A 24153-nucleotide genomic window follows, 5' to 3' on the forward strand; every position below is an offset into this window, starting at 1 on the left:
TCAGGCGGCTGTCAGCCCGTATCAGCCCGCTGGTATCAGCCTTTCAGCGGCACGATCTCGTTGGAGATCAGGGCCTGGTACGCCTCGGGGTTGTAACGGGCCAGGTGACCGCGGGCCTTGCGGCGGTACTTGAGGATCTGCCGGGTGCCGATCGCCCAGAGCACGTACTGGAAGGCCAGTGCGAACTTGAAGTCGTCGATCGTCTGCGGTGCCCCACCCGACGAGGTGTCGAGCAGGATGCCGACCATGCCGATGCAGAGCAGCGTCGCGATGAACCCACCGGTGTTGACCATCCCGTTGGCCGCGCCGAACCTGGTCGACGGGTTGAAGGTCCGCGCGTAGTCCAGTCCGAGCATCGAGCCCGGCCCACCAGCTGCCTGTACGACGATCAGCAGCAGGAGCACCGGCATCGGCGCCTGACCCGGCCACAGCAGTACGACGGTCCACATCAGCACCGAGCCCGCGATCACGGCCAGCACGATCCAGGACCGGTAGAACGGGAAGCGAGCCGCGTACCGCCCGACCAGCGGGCCGTAACAGAGCCCTGCCAGCACCGGGAGGATCAGCATCGCCGCAGCGGTCGTCGGAGCGACACCCTGCCCCTGGACGAGGAACGGGTAGCCCCAGAGCAGTCCGAAGGTGCTACCGGAGAAGCTGGTGGTGAAGTGCGTCCACAGTCCCAGCCGGGTCCCCGGCTCTTTCCACGCCCGCCGCAGGTTGTTCCGGACCTCAGTGAGTGACTGCTTGGTCCGGCGGAGCGGTTCGTCGTACGGGCTGTCCTTGATCAGGAACAGTACGGCGAGACCCGTCAGCAGGCTCAGTACGCTCGCACCGGCGAAGGTGCTCGTCCAGCCGAACGCATGGAAGGCAGCGGCCATCGGGACGGTCGAGATGATCGCACCGATACCACCGAGCATTCCGGTCGCTTGGGACATCACCGGCTGCCGCAACGCGGGGAACCAGGACATGACCACCCGCAGCACGCTGATGAACACCAGTGCGTCGCCCACACCCAGTACGGCGCGTGCTGCAAGCGCAGCTGGGTAAGAGTCGACCAGGCTGAACGCGGACTGCGCTACGAAGAGCAGACCGGACGCGGCGACCAGTAGCCGCTTGGAACCGTACCGATCGAGCAGGATGCCGACCGGCACCTGCATAGCGGCGTACACGGTCAACTGGACCACGGTGAAGCTGGCCAGCGCGGATGCGGAGATGTGGAAGCGTTCCGCGGCCTGTAGGCCGGCAACGCTCATGGAACCGCGGTGCAGCACGGTCACCAGGTAGGTGAAGACAGCAGTGGCCCACACCGCCCAGGCGCGACGTCCGCCGAGGGGGAAGAGGAGTTCGGTCACCGAGTGCTCCGCAGGTCCGCCGCGGCGGTGTCGATGTGGGCGATCACGAGCTCGCGGAACCGCTTCACGCTGTTGCCGCCGAGCGCCTCGATCATCTCCTGGTGCGCGGTGATCGACTTGTCCATCCGGACCGGCTGCATCTCGATGCCGGGCACACCCATCCGGACCTGGCGGTCGCGCAGGCTGTTGTAGAGCCGGGACAGGATTTCGTTGCCTGCAGCACCGACGATCGCCTCGTGGAACGCGCGGTCGGACTCCAGGAAGCTCTTGGTGTCACCGCTCTTGCGGTACGCGCGCATCTCGTCGACGCGATCGGTCAGGGACTCGATCAGCTGCTTGCGTCGCGGCCACACCTTGGCGGCAGCGTGCGTCTCGATCAGCTCGCGCGCCTCGAGGACGTCGTCGATCTCCTGCGGCAGCACCGGCAGGATCAGCACGCCCTTCTTCGGGTACAGCTTGACCAGGCCGGACTCCTCCAACCGCAGCAGCGCCTCGCGCACCGGAGTGCGTGACACTCCGACCGCGGCGGCCAGCTCGCCCTCGGTCAGCAGCTCGCCGCCCGGGTACGTCCGGTCCAGGATCGCGGCCTTCACATACGCGTAGACGCGCTCCGCCGCGGGGATCTTCTCCACCCCTGGCGCCGCCTCGACGACCACCCGCGCGATCTCCGCGGTCTCGTCGCCCAACTCCATCGCTGCTGCCTGAACTTGCTCTGGTACCACCCTCGCCGGCTCGTTCTCCGGCCACCCGCCTGTCACTGAACACCCACCCATACGACTCGTATCTTTGTTGTATCTATCTTACACACAACCTAATCCACCGCCCGGGCCGGGTATTCCCCAGCTTGTCCACGAGTTATCCACAGGCCGATCCACAGCATGTGGGCAACTGTGCGTGAACGGATGGACTCTCGGTAGTGACAAGTGCAGGGTTTCCCGTGCGTTGTGGAGGAAGAACTCCGCGGGTCCGGAATCCGTCCTAGAGTCTCGGGGTATCGAGCCCGGGCCCGTCCGCCCTGGCCCCTGTCCCGAGGAGGCAGCGTGTCCCCCACTTCTCGTCCCCGCCGATTGAGTGCCGGTCTCGCCGCCGTCGCGCTGACTCTGACGACACTCGGCGCCGCCACCGCTCACGCCGTACCGATCTCTGACTCCGCGACCGCGGCTACGCCTGGTCCGTTGATGAACTACGTGGTCAACACCAAGGCGTCCGCCGGGCATGTCCGGAAGGTCGAGCAGGCTGTGAAGGCGGCCGGCGGCACGGTGCTCTCGTCGTACCGGCAGCTCGGGGTCGTGGTCGCGCAGTCAACCAACGCGGACTTCCGCACCGATGTCCGCAAGGGCCACAACGGGCGCGAGGTGCAGTCCGTCGGCGCCACGCGCACGGCCGCGGTGAAGGAAGCGCCGAGCTCGGCGACCACCGCGGGTGCGAACTCGGTCGACGAGACGGAGGCCACCCCGGTCCTGGACCCCCGTGAGAGCGAGCAGTGGGACATGGTCCAGATCAAGGCGGACCAGGCTCACGCGAAGACCGACGGCTCCCGGCGGGTGCTGGTCGGCATCAACGACAGCGGAGTGGACGATACTCACCCTGACCTCGCGCCGAACTTCGACGCCCGGGACTCGGTCAACTGTGTGAACAACGGCGTACCGAACACGACGCCCGGCGCGTGGCGGCCGACGACCAGCTCGCACGGTACGCACGTCGCCGGCACCGTCGCCGCGGCCCGGAACGGCGTGGGCATCGTCGGGGTCGCACCGGGTGTGCGGATCGCGTCGGTGAAGGTGGTCAACGACGACGGGTTCATCTACCCGGAGTACTCGATCTGCGGCATCGTCTGGGCCGCCGAGCACCACATGGACGTCACCAATCACAGCTACTTCATCGACCCGTTCGAGTTCTGGTGCAAGGACAACGGGGACCAGGGCGCGGTGCAGGAAGCGGTACGGCGTGCCTACGCGTACGCGACGGGTCGCGGCGTACTGTCCGTCGCGGCGGCCGGGAACTCGAACTACGACCTGGCCAACAAGACCACCGACAACGGCAGCCCGAACGACACCACCCCGGTCCCCCGGACGATCAACAACGGCTGCCTGGACATGCCGACCGAGCTCCCCGGTGTGATCACCGTGGCCAGCACCACGCAGGCGCGCGTCAAGAGCAGCTTCTCGAACTTCGGCCTGAAGAAGATCGACGTCGCCGCACCTGGTAGCTCGATCCTGTCCACGCTCCCCGGCGGCGGCTACGGCCTGATGAGCGGTACGTCGATGGCGTCCCCGCACGTCACCGGCATCGCCGCCCTGATGAAGTCCGTCCACCCCTGGTGGGGCCCGCGGCAGCTGGAGTCCGAACTCCGCAAGGAAGCCGACGACACCGCCTGCCCGGTCACCCCCGACGCCCGCTGCACCGGCACCACCGCCGACAACGCCTTCTTCGGCGAAGGCATAGCCGACGCCCTCGACGCCGTACACCACTAACCCATTCCGAGTGGGGGTCACCCGCCCGGGACCCCCACTCATCCCCTCCGCGAATGCTCAGCCGGTGGTTATCAGGATGATGCCGGCTACTACTACGGAGGCGGCCAGGGCTCGTTTGGGGCCGAAGCGTTCGCCGAAGAAGAGGGTGCCGATGACGGCGCCGAAGATGATGCTGGTTTCGCGGAGGGCGGCGACGGCGGCGAGGGTGCCTCGGGTTTGGGCCCAGAGGACCAGGCCGTAGGCGGCCATGGAGACGACGCCGCCGGCCAGGCCGGACAGGACAGCACCGCGGGGCAGGTTGAAGACGCGGGGGCCGCGCCACCAGATCACGGCCAGGGGGAAAGCAAAGCCCTGGAGCATGAAGACCCAGCCCATGTAGGTTGCCACCGGCATCTTGTGGACCGCCACCCCGTCGACGACCGTGTAGGCGGCGATCATCAGCCCGGTGCCGAACGCAGCCAAGAGCGCCGGCGCCTGCCCGCGTCCCGGTCGTCCGATGAACACCAGCCCGATCAAACCGGCTGAGATCAACAACACCCCGAGCAGTTCGATCACGGCCAACTTCTGATGCAGTACGACGATCGACACCACGGCAACCACCCACGGCGACGTACCGCGGGCCAGCGGATACACCTGGCTGAACTGACCGAGCTGGTACGACGCCAGCAACCCAGCCAGATACGCCAGGTGCAGCAGCGCCGACGCGATGACGAATCCCCAGGTGCTTGCCGGCGGCAACCCCATCACCAGGACCCCGACCAGCCCGATGACCCCGGCCGCCAACTCGAACAACGCCAGCCCGGCGACCCGGTCCGGTGCCCCATGCGCCATCGCATTCCAGGTCGCGTGCAGAACCGCGGCCCCCAGCACCACTCCGATCACCAGCACCGTTACACCCTCTCACCGGAGCCGGCATCCGCCGATGTGATTTTCGGCAAGCAGACGCGGGCCCGCTCAGGCCTCGATACTCGCCGGCAGGCCGAACGCAAGAATGTGATGCGCCCCGACGAAGGCGTTGCTCTCCACGATGAAGCCGTTCTCGATCGTGAGTACGTCGACCACCGTTGCGTCGTACCAATCGCTGCCGGGTCGTCGGAGATAGCAGATCAGGGCAGGTCGCCCGTTCGCCGCGGACGGGAACGTGCGCCAGTCCATCGCCCGGCCCAGGAACTCGGCCGCTGCCTCTATCCCGCAGATGGCTGGGTCCGGCGGCATGGTGATGCGCACGTCCTCGGCCAGCAACTCCTTGAAGCTTGCAGGATCGACGGCTGCGGCGTAGCGACGCAGGACTTCCTCGTCCTCGGCCGTCAGCACCGGCCGGCGCCAGTGCCGGGAGTCACCGGGCGCGTAGTGCCGCAGCGTCTTCCGAGCCCGCTGGATCAGGCTGTTCACCGCGGGTACGGCGAGTTCGAGCGCGTCGGCGATCTCGGCCGGAGTCCAGCCGGAGACATCACGCAGTACGAACGCTGCCCGCTGGCGTGGCGGCAGGTACATCAGCGCGGCGATCAGCGCGAGTTCGACGGTCTCCCGGGCCACCAGGTCTGACGGCGGATCCTGGCCCAACAGCGCGTCGGGATATGGGCCGATCTCGGTGGACCATTCCATCGGATCGCCAACCGGCACGGTCCGCCGTGCCGCAGCCTTGCGCTGGTCGAGGTACACGTTGGTGGCGATCCGATAGAGCCAGGTCCGGATCGACGCCCGGCCGGCGTACTGCGTCCGGGAGCGCCAACCGCGCAGGAAGGTCTCCTGCACCAGGTCGTCCGCGTCGGCGACGTTCCCGGCGAGTCGGTAGCAGTGCGCATGGAGCGCGCGCCGGTGCTCCTCGAACGCGTCCTGAAACCACTCCTCGTCCGCGATCGGTCCACCTCCTCCGCCGTACCAGGGCCGTCGGCAAGAAAGTGCGATGACGATCCGCCCGGCCGCTCGTCGATATTCATAACACCATCCCGTACGACGAGGAGAACCCCGTGACCGTAGTACCGGCAACCCCGCAGATCGTCGACCGCGAGACCTGGAGTCGTGAACGCCGGGACCTCCTGGTCCGGGAGAAGGCCCATACCCGGGAGGGCGATGCGATCGCCGCGGCCAGGCGCCGGCTGCCGATGACCGAGGTCGACGGGACGGCGAAACTGGTCGGCCCGAACGGACCAGTCGCGTTCCTCGACGTGTTCGACGGCCGCGACCAACTCATCGCGTACAAGCACATGTGGCACACCGGCGCGGGGATCGAAGGCCAGTGCGAGGGGTGCACGGCAAGCATCTTCGACGTACACGACGCCAGCTACCTGAACCACCGCGGCGTCTCGTTCGCGGTCTTCTGCGACGGGCCGTGGGACGAGATCGCGCCGTTCCGCGAGTTCATGGGCTACACGTTGCCGTGGTACTCGATGCTCGGCGTCGAGGACCGCGGCGTCGGAGCCGGGCTGATCGACGAACCGGGTTACATCGCCTGCTACCTGCGCATCGGCGACCGGGTCTTCCTGACCAACGAGACGGTCGGCCGCGGCGTCGAAGTCACCATGCTGCAGGCCCACCTGCTCGACCTGACCGTCTACGGTCGCCAGGAGATCTGGGAGGACTCACCGGCAGGCTGGCCGCAGGATCGGACCCACACCTGGTGGAGGAAGGACGGCCGTCCCGTCCCACAATGGACCAGGCCTGCAGCGACATGCTGTCACTGAGCCTTACACCAGCCCCAGCTCCCGCAGGCTCTCAGCTGTCTCGAGGATGGTGGTTTCGGCCGGTCGCGGTTTCCAGCCGAGGACTCCGCGGGCGCGGTCGTTGCGGATGACAGATCCGGACCGCTCTGGCCCCGGCGCCTCCTCGGTGGGAGTCGGGACGCCCAGCCGGCGGTGCAGGAGCGCGGCGATCTCGAGGAAGCTGGTCTGCGGATCGTTGCTGACCGCAAGAAAGCGCTGCCCGGCCGCTTCGGGCGCGGCCATCGCGCGGACGTGCAGGTCGGCGACGTCGCGGACGTCGACCACCCTGAAGCGGGCCCGCGGCAGCACCTGTGTCGTCCCGTCGAGCATCATCTTGATCAGGTGCGCCGACGACCGCAGATCGGTGGTGAGGACAGGCCCGAAGATGCCGGTCGGATTGGTCACGACCAGCTCGGTGCCGGCGCCGCGCATCAGGTCCCAGGCAGCCCTTTCGGCGATCGCCTTCGAGCGTGGATACGGTTCGAGACCCGGCGTATCCGGGTCCGTCCAGTCGTCCTCGGTGTACACGGCCCCGGACTTCGGCGGGTACCCGACAGCGGCGAACGACGACGTCAGTACGACGCGCCGCGCACCGGCTGCACATGCGGCCCGGAGCACCCGCACCGTCCCGTCCCGCGCCGGGACGATCAGCTCGTCGGGATCCTTCGGCTGTGCAACCGGGATCGGCGACGCGGTGTGATGGACCTCCGCGCAGCCGTCCACAGCGGCCGGCCAGCCGTCGTCCTCCATCAGGTCCGCCTCGACGATCTCCAAGCGGCTGTCGTCGGCACCACCACGACGTACGGCGGCGCGGACCGCGGCGGCGCGTGCCGTCGAGCGCACCGTCGTACGAACCTCCTGACCGTCACGCAGGAGCCGCGCGATCAGGTGGGTCGCCACGTATCCGGACCCGCCGGTCACCAGCACCGGACTCACCGGAGCACCCCCAGTCCGTCTGTCACGACCTTCTTGATCGTGAAAACCGTCATGACGCCACGCTCACACACCTCAAGCGCTTGAAGTCGACGAGGGGCCCGGGCGACTGCCCGGGCCCCCTCGTCGAGTACCTCTAGAACATCAGTGCTCGGGCTGGGTCCTCGAGGATGCCGGCTACGTCGGCGAGGAAGGTGGAGCCCTTCTCGCCGTCGATCAGGCGGTGGTCGAAGGACAACGCGAGCGTGGTGATCCAGCGCGGGACGATCTCGTCGTCCACCACCCACGGCTGCTTGCGGACCGCGCCGAAGGCGAGGATTGCGGCCTCGCCCGGGTTGATGATCGGCGTACCGGCGTCGACGCCGAAGACGCCGACGTTGGTGATCGTGAACGAACCGCCGGCCTGGTCCGCCGGTTGGGTCTTGCCCTCACGGGCCGTGGCGACGAGGTCGTTCAAGGCCCCGCACAGCTCGGGCAGGGTGAGCGCGTCCGCGTTCTTGATGTTCGGGACGATCAGCCCGCGCGGGGTGGCCGCGGCGATGCCGAGGTTGACCGCGCCCTTGTAGACGATCTCCTGCGCCGGCTCGTCCCACGCCGCGTTGATGATCGGCGTACGACGAGCTGCCAGCGTGACCGCCTTCGCGACGATCAGCAACGGCGAGACCCGGAGCTCCCGGAACGCCTTGTCCGCCTTGAGCCGGTCGACCAGCTCCATCGTGGCGCTGACATCGACGGTGATCCACTCGGTCACGTGCGGTGCCGTGAACGCGCTGGCCACCATCGCCTGCGCCATCACCTTCTGCACACCCTTGACCGGTACGCGAGTGTCTTCACGCCCACTGACGACCGGCGCAGGCTCATAAGCCGGAGCCGCGACCGTCGAGTATCTCTCGACGTCGGCCCGGGTGATGATCCCACCCGGCCCGCTCGCCGTCACCGTGGCGAGGTCGATACCCAGATCCTTGGCCAGCTTCCGCACCGGCGGTTTCGCCAGTACATGAACGGATCCGACCGACTCATTGCTCTTGGCAACAACCGGCTCAGGCTGAGGCGCAGGTACGGGCGCGGCAACCGCAACCGGGGCCGGGGTAGAACCGGCGGAGGTTGCGGGAGTCTTGCGGGCGCGGCGCTTGGCTTCCGTGGTTCGCGGACCGTAGCCGACCAGGACCGCCGTACGACCGCCCGTCTTGTCCTCCTCGTCGGGGATCGTCGGGACCATGTCCTCGGCGGCCGCGTCGGCGGAGTCGGTCTGCACCGCGATGATCGGCGTACCGACCGGAACGGTCTCGCCCTCAGGAACGAGTAGCTCGGTGATGGTGCCGGCGAACGGGACGGGGAGTTCGACCAGGGACTTGGCGGTCTCGATCTCGACGACGGTGTCGTTGAGCTTGACCGTGTCGCCCGGCTTGACCTTCCAGCTGACGATCTCGGCCTCGACCAGGCCCTCACCCACGTCCGGGAGCCGGAACTGCTGGATGCCCATCAGTACCCCATCACCCGGTCGACCGCGTCGAGCACGCGGTCCAGGTCTGGCAGGTACTCCTCCTCCATCCGCGACGGCGGATAGGGGGTGTCGTAACCGCCGACCCGCAGCACCGGCGCCTCCAGGTGGTAGAAGCACTCCTCACTCACCCGCGCCGCGATCTCTGCACCCGGGCCGAGCGAGTACGGCGCTTCGTGCACGACGACTGCCCGCCGGGTCTTCTTGACCGACGCGTAGATCGCCTGCAGGTCGAGCGGCGAGATCGTCCGCAGGTCGACGACCTCGAGCTGACGGCCGTCCTCGACCGCGGCCTCGGCCGCCTGCAGGCAGGTCTTCACCATCGGGCCGTAGCAGAACAGCGTCGCGTCGGTGCCCTCGCGGACCACCTTCGCCTGGTGCAGCGGCAGCGCCGCCGGCACGGACTCGTCCAGCTCCGCCTTCTCGTGGTAGCGCCGCTTCGGCTCGAAGAAGATCACCGGGTCGTCGGACGCGATCGCCTGCTGGATCATCCAGTACGCGTCCACCGGGTCACCGCACACGACCACCTTGAGGCCGGCGACATGCGCGAACAGCGTCTCCGGCGACTCCGAGTGGTGCTCGACCGCGCCGATGCCACCGCCGAACGGGATCCGGATCACGACCGGCATCCGGATCTTGCCCATCGATCGGTAGTGCATCTTCGCGACCTGGCTGATGATCTGGTCGTACGCCGGGAACACGAAACCGTCGAACTGGATCTCACAGACCGGCCGGTACCCGCGCAGCGCCAGGCCGACCGCGGTCCCGATGATGCCGGACTCCGCCAGCGGAGTGTCGATCACCCGGTCCTCGCCGAAGTCCTTCTGCAGTCCTTCGGTCACCCGGAAGACGCCACCGAGCTTGCCGATGTCCTCGCCCATCACGACGACCTTCGGGTCGGCCTCCATCGCCGCCCGCAACCCCATGTTGATGCCCTTGCCGAGGGTGATCTTCGTCATCAGTTGGCCTCGCCTTCGAAGGACGCGGCGTACGCGACGAACTGTTCCTTCTGTTCGGCCAGCTCTGCCGTCTGCTCGACGTACACGTGGTCGAAGAAGTCGCTCATCTTCGGGTCGGGCATCGACAGGCAGCCGGCCCGGAGCTCGGCGGCGATCTTGTCGGCCTCCGCCTCGACCTCGTCGAAGAAGTCGTGGTCGACACCCGCGTGCCGGGTCAGGTACGCGTGCACACGCTCGATCGGGTCCTTCAGCTTCCAGTGCTCGAGGTCCTCGTTGAGCCGGTACTTCGTCGGGTCGTCGGAGGTGGTGTGAGCGCCCATCCGGTAGGTGTAGGCCTCGATCAGGGTCGGACCGCTGCCCTCCCGGGCCCGCTTCATCGCCTGCTGGGTGACGGCGTACGTCGCGAGGACGTCGTTGCCGTCGACGCGGACACCGGGGAAACCGAAGCCGGCCGCGCGCTGGTACAGCGGGATCCGGGTCTGCCGGTCGATCGGCTCGGAGATGGCCCACTGGTTGTTCTGGCAGAAGAACACGACCGGGGCGTTGAAGACCGAGGCCCAGATGAAGGCCTCGTTCACGTCGCCCTGGCTGCTGGCGCCGTCGCCGAAGTAGGCGATCGTCGCCTCGCCGTCCTCGGCGTCGCCGATGGCGTGGTCGCGCTGCTGACCCATCGCGTACCCGGTCGCGTGCAGCGTCTGGGCGCCGATCACGATCGTGTAGAGGTGGAAGTTGTTGTCCTTGGGGTCCCAGCCGCCCTGGTCGACGCCGCGGAACAGGCCGAGCAGGCGGAGCGGGTCGACGCCCTGGCACCAGGCGACGCCGTGCTCGCGGTAGGTCGGGAAGACCATGTCCTTGGTGTTCAGCGCGCGGCCGGAGCCGATCTGCGCCGCCTCCTGGCCGAGCAGCGACGCCCAGAGACCGAGCTCACCCTGGCGCTGCAGGGCGGTCGCCTCGGTGTCGATCCGGCGGACCAGGGTCATGTCCCGGTAGAAGTTCTTGATCGCCTCGTCGTCGAGACCGAACGAGTAGTCCGGGTGCTCGACGCGCTCACCTTCGGGCGTCAGCAGCTGGACGAACTCGACCTCCTCGGAGGCCTGCGGTGGACTGACCGGCGCCTCGACGGGCGCGAACACTTCCGGGGGTGTCCCGGGTACCGACTCACTCACATGCACTCCTCGGGTTCGAGCGCGGGATCGCCGCGACCGCAACGTTGCACGGGCCCGGCCCGTTGCGCCGGATGAGGCTTCGCAGGCAGGACCGCGTGGGATCCAGGGTTGATGCACTGTCAGGCAGTGGACCCCTCACTGGTCTCACTCCCATCTTGCCGGACACCGTACCCAGCACGTTGCCTGATCCGCTAACTGTCTGGACTCATGCGCGTACGGGGGTACCGAAACGGGTCCTGAGGTGAGACACCAGTCCATCCACTGGTCCTATCTCCGCGCTCATATTACAGAAATCTGCCACCCAAGCGACATCTGTCACAACTTCGTCTCGATCAGGGGAGTTTCTCGAGTCGGACGAGCTTGAAGTTGGTGCCTTCGCGGTCGCCGTCACCGGGTGTGTTCTCACCGTCATGTACGGCGAACAGTCCGTGCGGGAACCGCGGTCCGAGCGGCTGGGTCGTCACCGCCGCACCGTCACTGTGCTGTACGCCGTCCGCCGCCGGCCCGTCCACGACCTCGAAGCCGGCCCGGTAGACCAGTCGCCGTCCGTCCATCCGGTAGCTCGCGAACGTCGAGTCACCCTGGCTGGATGCGTACAGCGTCCGTACGCCGTGGTTGTACGCGATCGTGAGTCCCTCGGCATCGGCGTTGAGGTGCTTCCCGGCGTCCGGGCTGACCGGGCCGGACGGCTCGCACTCCTCGGTCTCCTCGTTGTAGACGGCCGGCTGACCGAACTCACGGACCTTCTCCAGCAGCTGCGGCTTCCCGTGCTGCGGGATCCGCCAGATACCGACGTCCTCCTGGGCGGCGTACAGGTCGTTGGTGATGCGGTCGAAGACCATGCCCTCGAGCTGCGGCCGGTCGCCGGGCTCCTCACACGGGGACCACGTGCTGCCGTCGGAGAGCTTGAAGCCGGTCGGAAGATCCACAGACCATACCGTTTGGTATGTCAGCTTGCCGTGCGCGGCCGGGACGATCCGCAGGAACCCGATCCGGGTCTCGCTGCGCCGCGTCACCGCGACGACCGGCTGACCGTTGATCTTGGTCGCCGCGAGGCCGTACGCGGTCCGCTGCTCCTGGACCTCCTCGGTGTCCTTGCTGAACACGAGCGGCGCCTTGGCACTCGTCACGTCGGTGAGTCGTCCGGCCTTGACGGCGTACATCCGGAGCTGGTCGCGGCCGCGGTCGGTGACGATCGCCAGATTGTCGACGATGTCGACGTTGTTGAACCGGCCCGGCTCCTGACCCGGCTCTGGCGCGGGCGGCGTGGCGAACCGCTGGACCTGCTTCCCCGTCAGGTCGAAGACCGTGAGGCCGCCGTTCTTGAGCGTTCCGAGTACGACGCTCCGCTCGGGGTGCCTGGAATCGACCCAGATCGCCGGATCGTCGGCGTTCGCGTTGCCGCCGGCGTCGTCGTCCCAGTTGGGCGCAGTCTCGGCGACCGCGGTCACCTCCGTCAGCCCGCCCGCATACGCGGGGTGAACTCCCGAGGTGACGGTCAGTGCCGCTGTTGTCGCAGCAATCAGAACACCCGTGATCCGCATCGAACCTCTCCTCACCATCCGGCCGTTGAGGCACCTTCCCCCGCGCTGATGGCCTGGCGGGAAACAGCGGATTGCTGACCGGAAACCGGCTTGCGCGGCGGATCGCGCCCGCCTAGCGTAATGATCGTTCCTGCAGAACACCCCTGACATCCCGAGGAGGCCCGGATGGCCGCTTCCGCTCCGGCCGCTGTGCCCGAAACCGGCGCCCGGCCGGCGTCCGGCGCGATGATCTGGACCGCGCTCGTGGTCGTGTACATCGTCTGGGGTTCGACGTACCTGGCGATCCGGGTGGTCGTGGACGCGGAGATCCCGCCGATGCTCGGGATGGCGACGCGGTTCCTGACCGCGGGCATCCTGCTGGCCGCGGCGCTGAGCCTGAAGTCGGGCTGGCGCCGGCTGCGGATCACGGCCCGCGAGGCCATCGGCGCGGCCACCGTCGGGCTCCTGCTGCTTGCCTTTGGTAACGGTGCGGTGGCGATCGCGGAGCAGACGGTTCCGTCCGGTCTGGCGGCTTTGCTGGTCGCCGCGATTCCGCTGTGGCTGATGCTGCTGCGGGTCGGCGGCGGTGAGCGACCACGCGCGCTGACCTGGGTCGGCGTACTGATCGGGTTCGGCGGGGCCGCGTTGCTGGCACTGTCCGGCGGCAACACCAGCGCCAAGCCGTTGTCGGTGGCGATCCTGGTGGTCGGCACGATCTGCTGGGCGACGGGATCGCGGTTCGCGCCGCGGCTCGGCCTACCGCGTGATCCGCTGGTGACCGCGCTGTACGAGATGCTCTTCGGCGGTACGGCGATGGTGCTGATCGGCGTACTGCGGGGTGAGCCGGGCCGGCTGCACTTCGACCAGATCCACGGATCCGGGTGGGTCGGGCTGGCCTATCTCGTCGTCTTCGGGTCGCTGCTCGCGTATTCGGCGTACTCGTATCTGCTGGCGAACGCGCCGATCTCGCTGATCGGAACCTACGCGTACGTGAACCCCGCGGTGGCTGTGGGGCTCGGCTGGCTGATCCTCGACGAGCACATCACCTGGCAGATCCTTCTCGGCGGGGCGGTGATCATCATCGGCGTCGCCCTGGTGGTCACGGCCGAACGCCGGCGCAACTGAAGAAGCCCGGCCCTCGCTGGGACGAGGAGCCGGGCAAAAGAGTGCGGCGCCGGGAGGAGTGAGGCTTGCTCCCGGCGCCGCGGATACTGCTACCGAATCAGTCACCCCACCGAGGTGACTCTTTCGGGTCCCGCATCACTGACCAGGGAGAAGGTCAGTTGTTCTGCGCGGAGTCCTGCTCGCAGGTCTTCAGCGAGTCGACCGAGTTGTTGTCGTTGTCCAGGCCGAGGATGCCGGACAGGTTGGTCAGCGGCACGTTGCCGCCGATGCCCGTCGCGGACAGCTCGTTGTGGCAGGCCTGGAACGGACCCACGTTGTTACGGCTCACGGAGACCAGGCCGTCGTTGCCAACCTTGTACCACTTGTGGTTGTTCTGCTCCGAGCCCTGCTCGCAGGTCTTGACTGCGGTCACCGAGTTGTTGTCGTTGCCCCAGCCGACGATGCCGACGACGTCGTCGACCGGCACGTTGCCGCCGATGCCAGTGCCGCTACCGAAGTTGTGGCAGGCCTGGAACGGGCCGAAGTTGTTGTCGTCGAGCGCAATCAGGGAGCCGTCGTTCTTGACCCAGCTCCAGTGCTTGCCGCCGTACGTCTGGCTGGCCAGCGACGCCGCGTCGGCCAGGCCGCTGTCCTGCGCCTTCTTCTGCGTGTCGTCGAGAACGTTCGCGCTCACAACGGTGGCCAGGCCCAGCGTGGCGACGGTCGCCACAGCCGCGGCAGCGGCGATCTTGCGAGTTACCTGCATTATGCCAGGTTTCCTTTCGGGTTTGACGGATTCGTCTTAGTGGTAACGACACCTGGCGTGGGCGGTTACAAACTTTTTTGTCAGGTATTCCGGAACGCCGTAACCTCATAGCCACGCGGTGATGAGTTAGCTGACGGAACAAGGAAATGTGCCTCTGACCAGGCAACTTCCCGGTTACCGGACGGTCTCGGCAGTGAGCGGAAGTTGAGACGAACCGAGCCGTAACCGACGCCGACGTACGTCGTTGAGTGAGCGCGGGTGACGGATGAAACCCGGTGAATCGGAAGATTGTTCTCGGTGGACTCGGTGGTCGCCGAAATGGCAATACCACGATGAATCGGAATATCGTTGGAACCATTGCCGGGTTTCGCGTCGTGTTTTTTCGGGGCACGCCGCGACCGGCGACCAGGACCCGCTGCCGCGCGCATCGGCAGCGGTGGGAGGCCCGGGCCCTAACGGACCCGGGCCTTTCCTATCTGCCGGGATCTAGGTCCCGGAGATCGAGGCAGGTGCCGCTCTCGAGCTCGCGGTCGAGCAGTGACCAGATGCCGGCCGCAGCCACGGCCGGACCGACCAGCGCTCCGGTCTGCTTGAGCGCCTGGAACCTGGCGACCGCCGGGAACGCGGTTGCGGGAGTCGCACGGATCTCGGACTGCATAGGGGTATCGACGACGCCGGGGGCTACGGCGATCACGCGGCAGCCGGACTGCTCGGCGCCGACGGTGCGGACCCACTGCTCAACCGCGGCCTTGCCGGCGTTGTACGACGACCACCCGGCGTACGCCGTCTTCGCGGCCCCGGACGACAGCATCACCAGGTGCCGTTCACAACTGAGCTGCGACGAGGCCCGAAGGAACGCGCTCCCGAGCACCTGCGGCGCAGCCGAGTTGAGCAGGACCGCCCGGGTATACGCAGAAGCGTCGACCGCATCGGCCGGCCCGATCGGCGTGATCGTGCCTGCGTTGTGGATGAAGACGACCCGATCACCATCGAACCCGGCCAGCTCAGCGACGAAGTGCTGCTCGACACGAACCCAGTCGGCCGGGTCGGAGAGGTCGACCTTCAGGTGTTCCGTCGTACGACCGCCCCGGCGCGACAGGTCGATCACGCGAGCATCCGGGTACGGCACCGCGTCAGCCAGCGCGGCGCCGACCCCGGATGACGCACCGGAGATCCAGACCAGCGTGCGTGAGCTCACTTGCGCCAGGCACGCGCCACATCGAGGAACAGATCGTTGGCCTCGCGCTCACCAACCGTGATCCGTGCACCCTCACCAGCGAACGGACGGATCGAGACCCCCTCGGCCTGCACCGCCTCCGCGAACGCGAGAGTGTCCTCTCCCAGCGTCAGCCAGACGAAGTTCGTCTCCGTCTCAGGCACGTCCCACCCAGCCGCGCGCAACTCCTCAACGACCCGGGTCCGCTCAACCACCAGCGCATCGACCCGCTCGAGCAGCTCGTCCTCGACCTTGAGCGACGCGATCGCAGCCGCCTGGGCAACGTGGCTGACCCCGAACGGCAGCGCACACTTCCGGATCGCCGAGACCACCGGCGGATGCCCGATCGCGTACCCGACCCGGAAGCCGGCCAGCCCATAAGCCTTCGAGAAGGTCCGCATGACCACGAGGTTCGGCCGGTCCCGATAGATCTCGATGCCCTTGGCAACATCCGGGACCCGGACGAACTCGCAGTACGCCTCGTCCAGCACGACCAGGACGTTCGACGGTACGGCGTCCAGGAACGCGAGCAGCTCGTCACGCCGGACCACCGGACCGGTCGGGTTGTTCGGCGAACACACCAGCACGACCTTCGTCCGCTCGGTGATCGCCGCTTCCATCGCCTTGAAATCGTGCCGGGCCTCGTCGGTCAGCGGGACCTGGACCGAGGTCGCACCGGTCAGCTGGACCGCGATCGGGTACGCCTCGAACGAGCGCCACGCGTAGACGACCTCATCACCTTCGGTGACTGTCGCCTGCAGCAGGTGGTAGATCAGTGCGACCGAACCGGTCCCGACCGCGAGATCGCTCACGGGTACGCCGAACCGGTCCGACAGCGCCTCGAGCAGGTCCACGGCACCCATGTCCGGGTACCGGTTCATCTGCGCGGCGGCCTCGGTGGCGGCGGCGAGCACGCCCGGCAACGGCGGGTACGGGTTCTCGTTACTGGACAACTTGTACGTCGGTCGCCCGTCGGTGCGCGCGGGCGGACGGCCGGGCTTGTAAGCCGCGACGTCGTCCAGGCAGGCGCGAAATCGAACCTCATGGTCAGGGGTCATGCCCGCAGGTTAGTCCGTACCCCACGCCAGAACCAGCCCGCTCCGGACCACCTCGAGACGTTCTCCGGCCAATCGTTTGACTCGGCGAACCTTCGGCCTCAAACTGACTGATTGTCGGACAATCAGGTCATATTCAAGAGGCCGCCACCAGGCCTCACCGGGTCGGGAGGGGTTGTCGTGGGTCAGTCGCTGGAGTGGGGTCGCCGGTATCTGATGGTCCGCCCGGACCACTTCCGGATCGACTACGTGATCAACCCGTACATGTCCACCCACGACCAGCCGGACCCGGCGCTCACGCTGAAGCAGTGGGACTCCCTGCGCCAGGCGATCATCGACGCCGGCGGCGAGGTCGAGGTACTGGCGCAGCGCGGCGACTCACCCGACATGGTGTACGCGATGAACCTCGGCCTGGCGACGGCGGACGGGCGGGCGATGCTCTCGCACATGCGCTTCGAACCGCGCCGGAAGGAGTCCCTCACCGCGGCCGTTTGGTTCACCGAGCATGGGTTCGCCCTGAGCCGCACCGGGACCGACGGGGTCGGACCGCACTTCGAATCCGGTGACGCCTTCGTCTTCGGCGACAGTCTGGTCGTCGGCTACGGCCCGCGCACCGAGGCCGAGGCACTCAAGCACCTGGCGACCGAGTGGAACGTCCGGGTGCGCGGTCTCCGGATCGCGCACGAGGGCATGTACCACCTGGACCTGCCGTTCTGCCCCGTCGACAGCACCCACGCGATGGTCTACCCACCGGCCTTCGACACCGCGAGCCAGGTCGAGCTCGCCCGGATCGTCCCCGATCCGATCGTGCTCACCGACGACGAGGCGTTCGCGTTCACGGCCAACTCGATCGTGGTCAACGACACGATCATCATGCCGTCCTGCTCACCCCGCCTCGAAACCGTCCTCACCGGCCTCGGCCTGACCGTCGTCGTCCTCGACCTCGCCGAGTTCCACAAGGGCGGCGGCTCGATCCGCTGCCTGACCAACCCCTTGGACTTCCCGGTCAGCGCCATCACCACGCCTGGCGGCGAGCTCGTGCTGCCGGCCTGAACGCCTACTGGGTGTAAATGAGCTCCAGGGTCTCGGGCTTGTACCCGTGGCCGGACAACCACTCGAGCGCGTACTTGCGGCCGTCGGGGTAGAGCAGCTTGATGTAGAAGGCCAGGCTCTCGGGGTCCTTGGGGTGGGCCTTCGAGACACCCTGGTTGATCGTGAAGCCGCGGCCGACGTACGGCAACTCCGCCAGCAGCGGATACTTCGCGGCGAGCCGCTGGTTGAGCTCGTCGAACCGCCGGCCGGCCTCGGCCTCGGCCTCGAGTTCCTGCTCGGGGTTCTTCGCCTCCCAGGCCCGGCCCTCGTCGCTGTTGGAGTAGAGGTACATTCGCGCGCTCAGCGGATCGCCGTCCTGGGCGGTGAAGGTGACCGAATGGCTCTGGAACCCTTTGCGCTCGCCCGTCAGGGTGTGCTCGCCGGCCTTGACCTTGATCTCGCCGTTGGCGGCGACCTGCTTCCCGTCGAGGGTCAGGGTGAGATCGTTGGGAATCGAGGTCACGGTCACCTTGGACTCGGGGCTGCCGCGAAAGAGCAGGAACCCGCCGATCACCACAAGTGCGACGATGACGACGACCCCACCGATCATCAGCCGCCGGGTGTCTTCCAGCATGATGCGTTGCTCCCTACTTCTTCAGCCGAGCGATGGCGTACGTCGTGCCGATCTCGTACGCGTTACTCGCCTCCGGCACGTGGCCCGGACCAGGAGCGTCGCCGTCCAGCGACGCGGAGGCCGAGTTGTGTCCATCGGCCCACGGTCCGACGAACAGGTAGGTGTGACCAGGCCCGATCAGGATGTCACCAGGTTCCAGCTTCGAGGCGTCCCAGTCGTCGTGCACGTCGTACTTCCCGGAGGTGCGCAGGTAGTTCTCCTGGGTCGGTGTGTACACGTCGGGGTAGTCGGGGTCGGCGCCGCTCATGTGCATGACCGTCGCGACGAACCGGCCGCAGTCGGTCCACCCCACGTCACCGGCGGCCTTGGCCGACTTGTTGTACTTGTAGAAGTTCGCCTTGTAGGCGTCGGTCGCGGCGTTCGCGTAGGGCATCGTGTCGTGTCCCGTGCTCGGCCACGCCAGTGACTTCGCCACCGCGGCGATGTTGCCGCTGCCGGCCCCGCAGGCGCTCGCACCGTCACCGCCGGTCGCCGAGCCCGCGTACTGGTCGAACGCCTGCTGGGCGTCGGCGATCCGCTTGCGCCAGTTGTCGGTGCCCTCGGTCTCATGCCCGCGGAAGGCCTCGAACTTGTGGCCGAAGGCATACGTCGCCTCGGCAACAGTCTTGGCGGCATGCAGTGCGGTGCCGGCCACTCCCTTCGCCATCGGGCCCTTGCCGTCGAGCTGGGTCTTGAGGAACTCGAGCTGGAACTCCAGCGACTCGATCGTCTTGTCGTCGGCGCCGGACCCACGGGCGACCTGGATCATCTGGCTGGCCGGCGTCCACTGCACCAGGCCCCAGCCCCCACCGCTGTTGGCGACCGCGTCAGGGTGGGTCACCTGCCCCGGCGAGTCCCCCTGCTTCATGGTCGGCTCGACGTACGACTCGGTCTGCATGTTGCCGATGACGCCCGCGGCCTGCTCCTTGGAGTAGCCGTTCGAGACGAAGTAGTTGAAGACCTTCTGCACGTTGTTGTTGCCGGACAGGTCGCCGCCGCCGCACCCGCAGCCGCCACCGCCGGTCGAGGTGGTGTCGTCGCCGAAGGTGCCGTCCTCGGGCCTGGTGTTCTCGAAGGTGCCGTCCTTGTCGATCCACAGCTCGAAGTGCAGGTGCTCGCCGCTCATGCCGCCGGTCTCGTTGCCGGAGCCCGACGTCCCGATCTGGTCGCCGCGCTTGACCTCGTCGTTGACCTTGACCTTGATGCTCTGCATGAACTTGTAGCGGGTCTCGACGCCCTTGTCGTGGCGGATGATCACCTGATTGTCGGCCACCGAGGTGATCTTGCCGTCGGCCACGGCGTACACCTTGCTGCCGGCCTTGACGTCGAAGTCGACGCCGTCGTGGGTGTAGCCGGTCTGGGGGTCGATCTGGGTGAAGTCCCGGGACACCTCCTTCAGATCGGTCGGCCAGCTCATCGATGCGCTGTTCTCCGGCGGCGGGCAGTTCTGCGCCATCGCGTCCATGCTGCCCATACCGCCGAGGATCAGCGCGATCACCACGATCAGCGGCAGGAAGCAGAACAGCAGCACGCCACCGAGGATCGGCAGGACTTTGTTAGCCACGGTCTGCTCCTCGTTCGCTCGGTGGCTCTTCACGCCGGGGGGCGGGAAGGGGCGGCCACTGAGGAAAATGCTGCCCTAAAACCAGGTCATTATGTCGAGAGTTATCCACAGGCGCGCACCGGGAGGGCTCCTGGAGCCGGGTCGGGCGCGACAACGGACCGCGACTGGACGAGAATCGCCCCATGTACGAACGGCTGCGGGTGGACCGCTCGACCACGGTGGACCGGGTGGTCGACGCACTCCGCGCCGCCCTGTTCGCAGGCGACCTCGAACCAGGTACGCCGTTACGCGAACAGCCGCTCGCGGAGGCGCTGGGGGTGGCCCGCAGCACCGTCCGCGAGGCGATGACCATGCTGGTCACGGAGGGTCTGGCGGTCCGGGAGCCGAACAAGGGCGTCAGCGTGGCGATCCTGCACCCCGCGGCCGTGGCCGACATCTGCAGGGCCCGCTTCGTGCTGGAGTCCGCCGGGATCCGGGCCTGGTTCGACGCGGACGAGACGGCCCGCGAGCGGGTGCGCGAGGCGATGCGGGTGTTCGCCGCGACCGCGAAGGACGGTGCGGACCCGGAGGCGATGACCGAGACCCACCTGGCGATCCATCGCAGCCTGGTCGCGCTGACCGGCAGCGAGCGGCTGATCGCGACCGCGGACTCGATCACGGGCGAGGCGAGACTCGCGCTCGCCCGCGTCGACGCGCTCCGCCAGGACGCCCGCCAGCAGGTCGCGTCCCACCGGAAGCTGGTCCGCCTGCTGGAACGCGGCGAACTGGACGCCTGCGTGGAGGAACTCCAGGCCCACCTGGACGGCGCCCAGGAGTCCCTCCTCGAGGCAATTGCCACGTCCCCCAGTTGAGTCACGACTCGTCGGACGCAGCGCAGGTCCTATGCGATCCCGTCCGCCGTGATGTCGTACGTCGTCGATCCGACCCGCAGGCCGGTCAGCCGCGCGTCGGGGTCGAGCGCCGCCACCTGCGGGTTCGCCGTCACCGTTCCGTCCAGTGCGACCTCTACGCCGAAGACGCCCTCCAGCACGAGGCTGACCCAGGATCCGGACGACGAGCAGGACCAGTCGATCAGGTACGGGAACTGCGGGGGCGACTTCTGAGCGCCACCTGCCATGGCCGGTTGAGCTTCCTCGACGAAGTGAGCCTGGCCGCACGGTCCCTGGTTGGCACTCTTGGCGAGACCCGGTAGCCAGTCGAGCGCAACGTCTCCACGGCCTAGCGCGAACAGCGCGCGGCCTGCGTCGGCCGGCCAGGCCGGGTAGGCGCCGTTCCACTGGTGATCCGGGCGGACGCTGAAGGCCGCGTCGGCGTCGTACGGCGAGAGCGCGCGCATCCAGGTGGGCGTCTGGAGTTCACGCTGGAAGAACGACACCATCTCGGCCCGCTGGGACTCGGAGAGGTCGGCGGCCATCGTCGTACCGATGATGTTGAAGTCGTAGCAGTGCCGGACCGGGACGAGCGAGCCGTCTGGTTGCCGTGCGTGCCAGAAGCCGGCGCCCTCGACGTACAGCTCGTTGACGTGACCGGCCTGCTCGTCCGCCTCCTTGCGGAGCAGCTCAGCGCGGTCGGTGTCGCCTGAGCGCTCCGCGACCTCGGCGGCGACGCGCAGGCACCACACGTTGGCGCCGTTGAAGCTCGCCACCTCATGGACGTAGCTGCTCACGCACTCCAGCAGGTTGTCGATACCGCCGTAGTCCGCGAGTGCGTGCTCACCGCGCAGACCGCGCCAGGCGGTCGCCCAGTCGTGCAGGTGCTCCGCCACCGGCTTCTCGCCGACCGAGGTGTCGAGGAAGCCGGAGTCTCCGGTGAAGCGTACGTAGTCGCGCACCAACCGCGTCATGGCGAAGTCGTTGACCGAGTACCAGTACCCGACGGGCCCACCGGTCAGCCATTCCGTCCCGAAGTGCTTGTGGGTGTCCAGGTCGATCCAGTGCTTGATGTGCTTCTGCATCGGCTCCGGGTCGAGCAGCGCATGGGTCAGCGAGGACAGGCTGTAGTCCCAGATGAACGTCGTGGTCTGCCAGTAGCGCGGCATCAACGTGTCGTACGTGCGTCCCAGCACACTGGCCGGGTTGTCCCGCCGGAACCAGATCACGCCGAGCACGCCCCACCAGTACAGCTTCCGCAGCGCCTCGTTCGACGTCTCCAGCACCGGCAGCGATCCGCTGAACCCGTCACTCGACGGATCGAACGCATCCGCCAACGCCTTGTCCCACAGGGACTCCGCCGCAGCGATCACCGCGGGTACGTCGGCCACACACGCGTCGAAGTGCTCCGTTGCCTCGGCCAACGATCCCGACAAGGCATGCACGTAGGAGAGCTGACCCTTGCCCGCGGCATCGAGAACAACCGTTGTCTCCAGCACCGAACGGTCGACAACGCTGGTCACGTCGAGCCCCTGGAGACTCACCGCGGACCCGGACTCCCCTGTCCCGACCACGCGGCCGTCGACCGCGGTCAGTGTGTTCGGCTCCGACGGTGGCTCCGGCTTCAACCATCCACTCCCCGAGCGCGTCGCCGTACTGTCCAGCGCGAACCCGAGCCGCACCGATCGTCCCGGCGCGCCTTCCACGGAGAGTTGTACGACGACAGCCGGCCGGCCCGGCGCACACGCGGTGACCGACCGCAGCGTCAGGCCGTCGACCACGGTGGACCGGACCACGTGGTCCGGCCGCCACACCACTTCAACGGTCCCGCCGTACGAGCGGGCCAGGCGGCCATCGATGTACAGCTGGCCGGTGAGGCAGTCGCCGTGCGAGTACGGCGGGAAGTTGACGCTGCGGATCGCAACCACGTCGTGGTCGACCTGCGCCGTACCCAGGAAGTTCGTCAGCCCGGGCGGGTTGAACATGTCGTCGTAGCTGTGGGTCAGGACATCGCTCGCCAGATCGGCGGAACGAGGGATGGTGGTCATGAGGGGTCGGCCCAATCGGTGTTCGGCAGCAGGGGGTACCAGTCCGGGCGGGCCGGATCACGGTCGTAGGGGTAGGGGCCGAGTTCGCGGAAGAGTTCGGCGTACTCGGCGAGTTTGTCGCGGTCGAGCTCGACACCGAGGCCCGGTGCGTCCGGGACGGCGATGGCGCCGTCGACGTACGGAAGCTTGCCGCCGACAATGATGTCGTCGCGGAGGTGGTGATAGTGCGCGTCCGCGGCGAACGAGAGGTTCGGTACGACGGCGCCCAGGTGCAGCATCGTCGAGAGCTGGATGCCGAGCTCACCGGACGAGTGCACGGCGACACCGAGCTGGAAGGTCTCGCAGACACCGGCGGCCTTGATGCACGGCCGGATACCGCCCCAGAACGTCGTGTCCAGCAGGATCACGTCCACCGCTGGGTCACGGACGTTGGCGGCGAGCTGCTCGAAGTTCACCACCACGGTGTTGGTGGCGAGTGGGATCGGAGTCTTCTCGCGGACCCGGCGCATCCCGTTCAGTCCGTACGTCGGGTCCTCGAGGTAGTCGTTGTCCAGGTCCTCGATCCCGCGGGCGAACCGGATCGCCTCCTCGACGCCGAACGCGCCGTTCGGGTCGAACCGGACGCGATGCCCGGGGAACGCCTCGGCCAGGGCCCGAAAGGCCTCGCGCTCGTAGTCGGGCGAGAACACCCCGCCCTTCAGCTTGTGCACGCTGAACCCGTGTTCGTCGACGAGCTCCCGCGCGTGCGCCACCAACTGATCGGCCGTCCGGATCTCACCGGTGCCGTCGTCGTTCGGGTGGCGGAAGAACAGGTAGCTCGCGAACGGCACCCGATCCCGGACCTTGCCGCCGAGCAGCTCGTGCACCGGTACGCCGAGCTCCCGGCCCTGCAGGTCGAGACAGGCGAACTCGATCGCGGCCAGCAGCTGCGTCCGGTTGTTGTACAGGCTCGCGGTCGGGTTGGCGAGCATCCAGCGGAGCGCCTCGGTGCGGGCCGGATCGTGGCCGACCAGGTACGGCTTCAGCCCGGTCACCGCGGCCTCCGCACTCTGCCCGCCGCCACCCATCTCGCCGAGCCCGATCAGCCCGTTGTCGGCCTCGACCTCGACGACCGTCCGGACGAACCGGCCCCAGTGCGCGCCATTGCTGTGCCGCAACGGCGCCTCGAGCGGCATCGTCACGGTAGTAGCGCGGATGTCGACAATTTTCATAGCTT

At 67.7% G+C, this 24153-nt stretch carries 21 protein-coding genes; 5 read left to right on the top strand and 16 right to left on the bottom strand.

The window, feature by feature from the left end:
• Nucleotides 1–35: 35 nt before the first annotated feature.
• Nucleotides 36–1352 carry an MFS transporter gene (locus AB0L70_RS01490; RefSeq protein ID WP_363678733.1) on the bottom strand — a complete coding sequence of 439 codons (1317 nt, stop codon included), beginning with the start codon at nt 1350–1352 and terminating at the stop codon, nt 36–38.
• Nucleotides 1349–2044 carry a GntR family transcriptional regulator gene (locus AB0L70_RS01495; protein ID WP_363678735.1) on the bottom strand — a complete coding sequence of 232 codons (696 nt, stop codon included), beginning with the start codon at nt 2042–2044 and terminating at the stop codon, nt 1349–1351. The genes AB0L70_RS01490 and AB0L70_RS01495 overlap by 4 nt, the downstream gene beginning before the upstream one ends.
• 348 nt (nt 2045–2392) lie before the next feature.
• Between AB0L70_RS01495 and AB0L70_RS01500 the strand changes: the two genes are divergently transcribed.
• Entirely contained in the window at nt 2393–3826 is a 1434-nt protein-coding gene (locus tag AB0L70_RS01500) for a S8 family serine peptidase (RefSeq protein ID WP_363678737.1), read from the top strand.
• A 57-nt stretch (nt 3827–3883) separates the two neighbouring features.
• On the opposite strand, the gene AB0L70_RS01505 is transcribed toward AB0L70_RS01500, so the two are convergent.
• Nucleotides 3884–4714 (bottom strand): DMT family transporter, encoded by an 831-nt coding sequence (locus AB0L70_RS01505; protein ID WP_363678739.1) that lies wholly within the window; start codon nt 4712–4714, stop codon nt 3884–3886.
• Nucleotides 4715–4780: 66 nt separating this feature from the next.
• Nucleotides 4781–5815 carry an RNA polymerase subunit sigma-70 gene (locus AB0L70_RS01510; RefSeq protein ID WP_363678741.1) on the bottom strand — a complete coding sequence of 345 codons (1035 nt, stop codon included), beginning with the start codon at nt 5813–5815 and terminating at the stop codon, nt 4781–4783.
• Between AB0L70_RS01510 and AB0L70_RS01515 the strand changes: the two genes are divergently transcribed.
• A complete protein-coding gene (locus tag AB0L70_RS01515; protein ID WP_363678742.1) occupies nt 5797–6510 on the top strand; it encodes a DUF899 family protein in 714 nt (237 codons plus the stop codon). The genes AB0L70_RS01510 and AB0L70_RS01515 overlap by 19 nt on opposite strands.
• Before the next feature lie 3 nt (nt 6511–6513).
• Here AB0L70_RS01515 and AB0L70_RS01520 read toward each other — a convergent pair whose 3' ends face one another.
• The 5 genes from AB0L70_RS01520 to AB0L70_RS01540 form a co-directional block, all read right to left on the bottom strand.
• Nucleotides 6514–7464 (bottom strand): NAD-dependent epimerase/dehydratase family protein, encoded by a 951-nt coding sequence (locus AB0L70_RS01520; RefSeq protein ID WP_363678744.1) that lies wholly within the window; start codon nt 7462–7464, stop codon nt 6514–6516.
• 133 nt (nt 7465–7597) lie between these two features.
• Entirely contained in the window at nt 7598–8944 is a 1347-nt protein-coding gene (locus AB0L70_RS01525) for a dihydrolipoamide acetyltransferase family protein (RefSeq protein WP_363678746.1), read from the bottom strand.
• Complete coding sequence (locus AB0L70_RS01530) at nt 8944–9921, bottom strand: alpha-ketoacid dehydrogenase subunit beta (RefSeq protein WP_363678748.1); 978 nt, start codon at nt 9919–9921, stop codon at nt 8944–8946. Before AB0L70_RS01530 ends, AB0L70_RS01525 begins: the two co-directional genes overlap by 1 nt.
• Complete coding sequence (pdhA, locus tag AB0L70_RS01535) at nt 9921–10988, bottom strand: pyruvate dehydrogenase (acetyl-transferring) E1 component subunit alpha (RefSeq protein ID WP_363679941.1); 1068 nt, start codon at nt 10986–10988, stop codon at nt 9921–9923. Before pdhA ends, AB0L70_RS01530 begins: the two co-directional genes overlap by 1 nt.
• Nucleotides 10989–11419: 431 nt before the next feature.
• Entirely contained in the window at nt 11420–12631 is a 1212-nt protein-coding gene (locus AB0L70_RS01540; RefSeq protein WP_363678750.1) for a phytase, read from the bottom strand.
• Nucleotides 12632–12796: 165 nt separating this feature from the next.
• Here AB0L70_RS01540 and AB0L70_RS01545 point away from each other — a divergent pair, with 165 nt between their 5' ends.
• Nucleotides 12797–13735 (top strand): EamA family transporter, encoded by a 939-nt coding sequence (locus AB0L70_RS01545; RefSeq protein ID WP_363678752.1) that lies wholly within the window; start codon nt 12797–12799, stop codon nt 13733–13735.
• A gap of 154 nt (nt 13736–13889) precedes the next feature.
• Here the strand turns inward: AB0L70_RS01545 and AB0L70_RS01550 are convergent, their stop codons facing one another.
• The 3 genes from AB0L70_RS01550 to hisC form a co-directional block, all read right to left on the bottom strand.
• Complete coding sequence (locus AB0L70_RS01550; RefSeq protein WP_363678754.1) at nt 13890–14480, bottom strand: hypothetical protein; 591 nt, start codon at nt 14478–14480, stop codon at nt 13890–13892.
• A 472-nt stretch (nt 14481–14952) separates the two neighbouring features.
• Nucleotides 14953–15678 carry an SDR family NAD(P)-dependent oxidoreductase gene (locus tag AB0L70_RS01555; protein WP_363678756.1) on the bottom strand — a complete coding sequence of 242 codons (726 nt, stop codon included), beginning with the start codon at nt 15676–15678 and terminating at the stop codon, nt 14953–14955.
• Nucleotides 15675–16754 (bottom strand): histidinol-phosphate transaminase, encoded by a 1080-nt coding sequence (gene hisC, locus AB0L70_RS01560; protein WP_363678758.1) that lies wholly within the window; start codon nt 16752–16754, stop codon nt 15675–15677. The genes AB0L70_RS01555 and hisC overlap by 4 nt, the downstream gene beginning before the upstream one ends.
• Nucleotides 16755–16931: 177 nt before the next feature.
• Here hisC and AB0L70_RS01565 point away from each other — a divergent pair, with 177 nt between their 5' ends.
• Nucleotides 16932–17804 (top strand): arginine deiminase family protein, encoded by an 873-nt coding sequence (locus AB0L70_RS01565; protein WP_363678760.1) that lies wholly within the window; start codon nt 16932–16934, stop codon nt 17802–17804.
• Nucleotides 17805–17808: 4 nt separating this feature from the next.
• Here the strand turns inward: AB0L70_RS01565 and AB0L70_RS01570 are convergent, their stop codons facing one another.
• Both AB0L70_RS01570 and AB0L70_RS01575 read right to left on the bottom strand, forming a co-directional pair.
• On the bottom strand, nt 17809–18417 hold the full coding sequence (locus tag AB0L70_RS01570; protein WP_363678762.1) for an S-layer protein: 609 nt from the start codon (nt 18415–18417) through the stop codon (nt 17809–17811).
• Nucleotides 18418–18430: 13 nt separating this feature from the next.
• A complete protein-coding gene (locus AB0L70_RS01575) occupies nt 18431–20020 on the bottom strand; it encodes a phage tail tip lysozyme (RefSeq protein WP_363678764.1) in 1590 nt (529 codons plus the stop codon).
• Between the two features lie 182 nt (nt 20021–20202).
• On the opposite strand from AB0L70_RS01575, the gene AB0L70_RS01580 reads away from it, so the two are divergent.
• On the top strand, nt 20203–20871 hold the full coding sequence (locus AB0L70_RS01580; RefSeq protein WP_363678765.1) for a GntR family transcriptional regulator: 669 nt from the start codon (nt 20203–20205) through the stop codon (nt 20869–20871).
• A 29-nt stretch (nt 20872–20900) separates the two neighbouring features.
• Here AB0L70_RS01580 and AB0L70_RS01585 read toward each other — a convergent pair whose 3' ends face one another.
• Both AB0L70_RS01585 and AB0L70_RS01590 read right to left on the bottom strand, forming a co-directional pair.
• The gene (locus AB0L70_RS01585) at nt 20901–22937 is read right to left on the bottom strand and encodes a hypothetical protein (RefSeq protein WP_363678767.1); all 2037 of its coding nucleotides are present in this window, start codon (nt 22935–22937) and stop codon (nt 20901–20903) included.
• Nucleotides 22934–24148, bottom strand: a complete 1215-nt coding sequence (locus AB0L70_RS01590; RefSeq protein WP_363678769.1) for an enolase C-terminal domain-like protein — start codon at nt 24146–24148, stop codon at nt 22934–22936. Before AB0L70_RS01590 ends, AB0L70_RS01585 begins: the two co-directional genes overlap by 4 nt.
• Nucleotides 24149–24153 lie beyond the last annotated feature (5 nt).

The sequence above is a fragment of the Kribbella sp. NPDC051952 genome (assembly GCF_040680855.1).
Lineage (GTDB): Bacteria > Actinomycetota > Actinomycetes > Propionibacteriales > Kribbellaceae > Kribbella.

Coding starts and splice junctions, on each gene's coding strand:
- AB0L70_RS01545 (WP_363678752.1), top strand. CDS start 12,797: ATGGCCGCTTCCGCTCCGGCCGCTGTGCCCGAAACCGGCGCCCGGCCG.
- AB0L70_RS01495 (WP_363678735.1), bottom strand. CDS start 2,044: ATGGAGTTGGGCGACGAGACCGCGGAGATCGCGCGGGTGGTCGTCGAG.
- AB0L70_RS01590 (WP_363678769.1), bottom strand. CDS start 24,148: ATGAAAATTGTCGACATCCGCGCTACTACCGTGACGATGCCGCTCGAG.
- AB0L70_RS01585 (WP_363678767.1), bottom strand. CDS start 22,937: ATGACCACCATCCCTCGTTCCGCCGATCTGGCGAGCGATGTCCTGACC.
- AB0L70_RS01570 (WP_363678762.1), bottom strand. CDS start 18,417: ATGCTGGAAGACACCCGGCGGCTGATGATCGGTGGGGTCGTCGTCATC.
- AB0L70_RS01550 (WP_363678754.1), bottom strand. CDS start 14,480: ATGCAGGTAACTCGCAAGATCGCCGCTGCCGCGGCTGTGGCGACCGTC.
- AB0L70_RS01530 (WP_363678748.1), bottom strand. CDS start 9,921: ATGACGAAGATCACCCTCGGCAAGGGCATCAACATGGGGTTGCGGGCG.
- AB0L70_RS01540 (WP_363678750.1), bottom strand. CDS start 12,631: ATGCGGATCACGGGTGTTCTGATTGCTGCGACAACAGCGGCACTGACC.
- AB0L70_RS01525 (WP_363678746.1), bottom strand. CDS start 8,944: ATGGGCATCCAGCAGTTCCGGCTCCCGGACGTGGGTGAGGGCCTGGTC.
- hisC (WP_363678758.1), bottom strand. CDS start 16,754: ATGACCCCTGACCATGAGGTTCGATTTCGCGCCTGCCTGGACGACGTC.
- AB0L70_RS01580 (WP_363678765.1), top strand. CDS start 20,203: ATGTACGAACGGCTGCGGGTGGACCGCTCGACCACGGTGGACCGGGTG.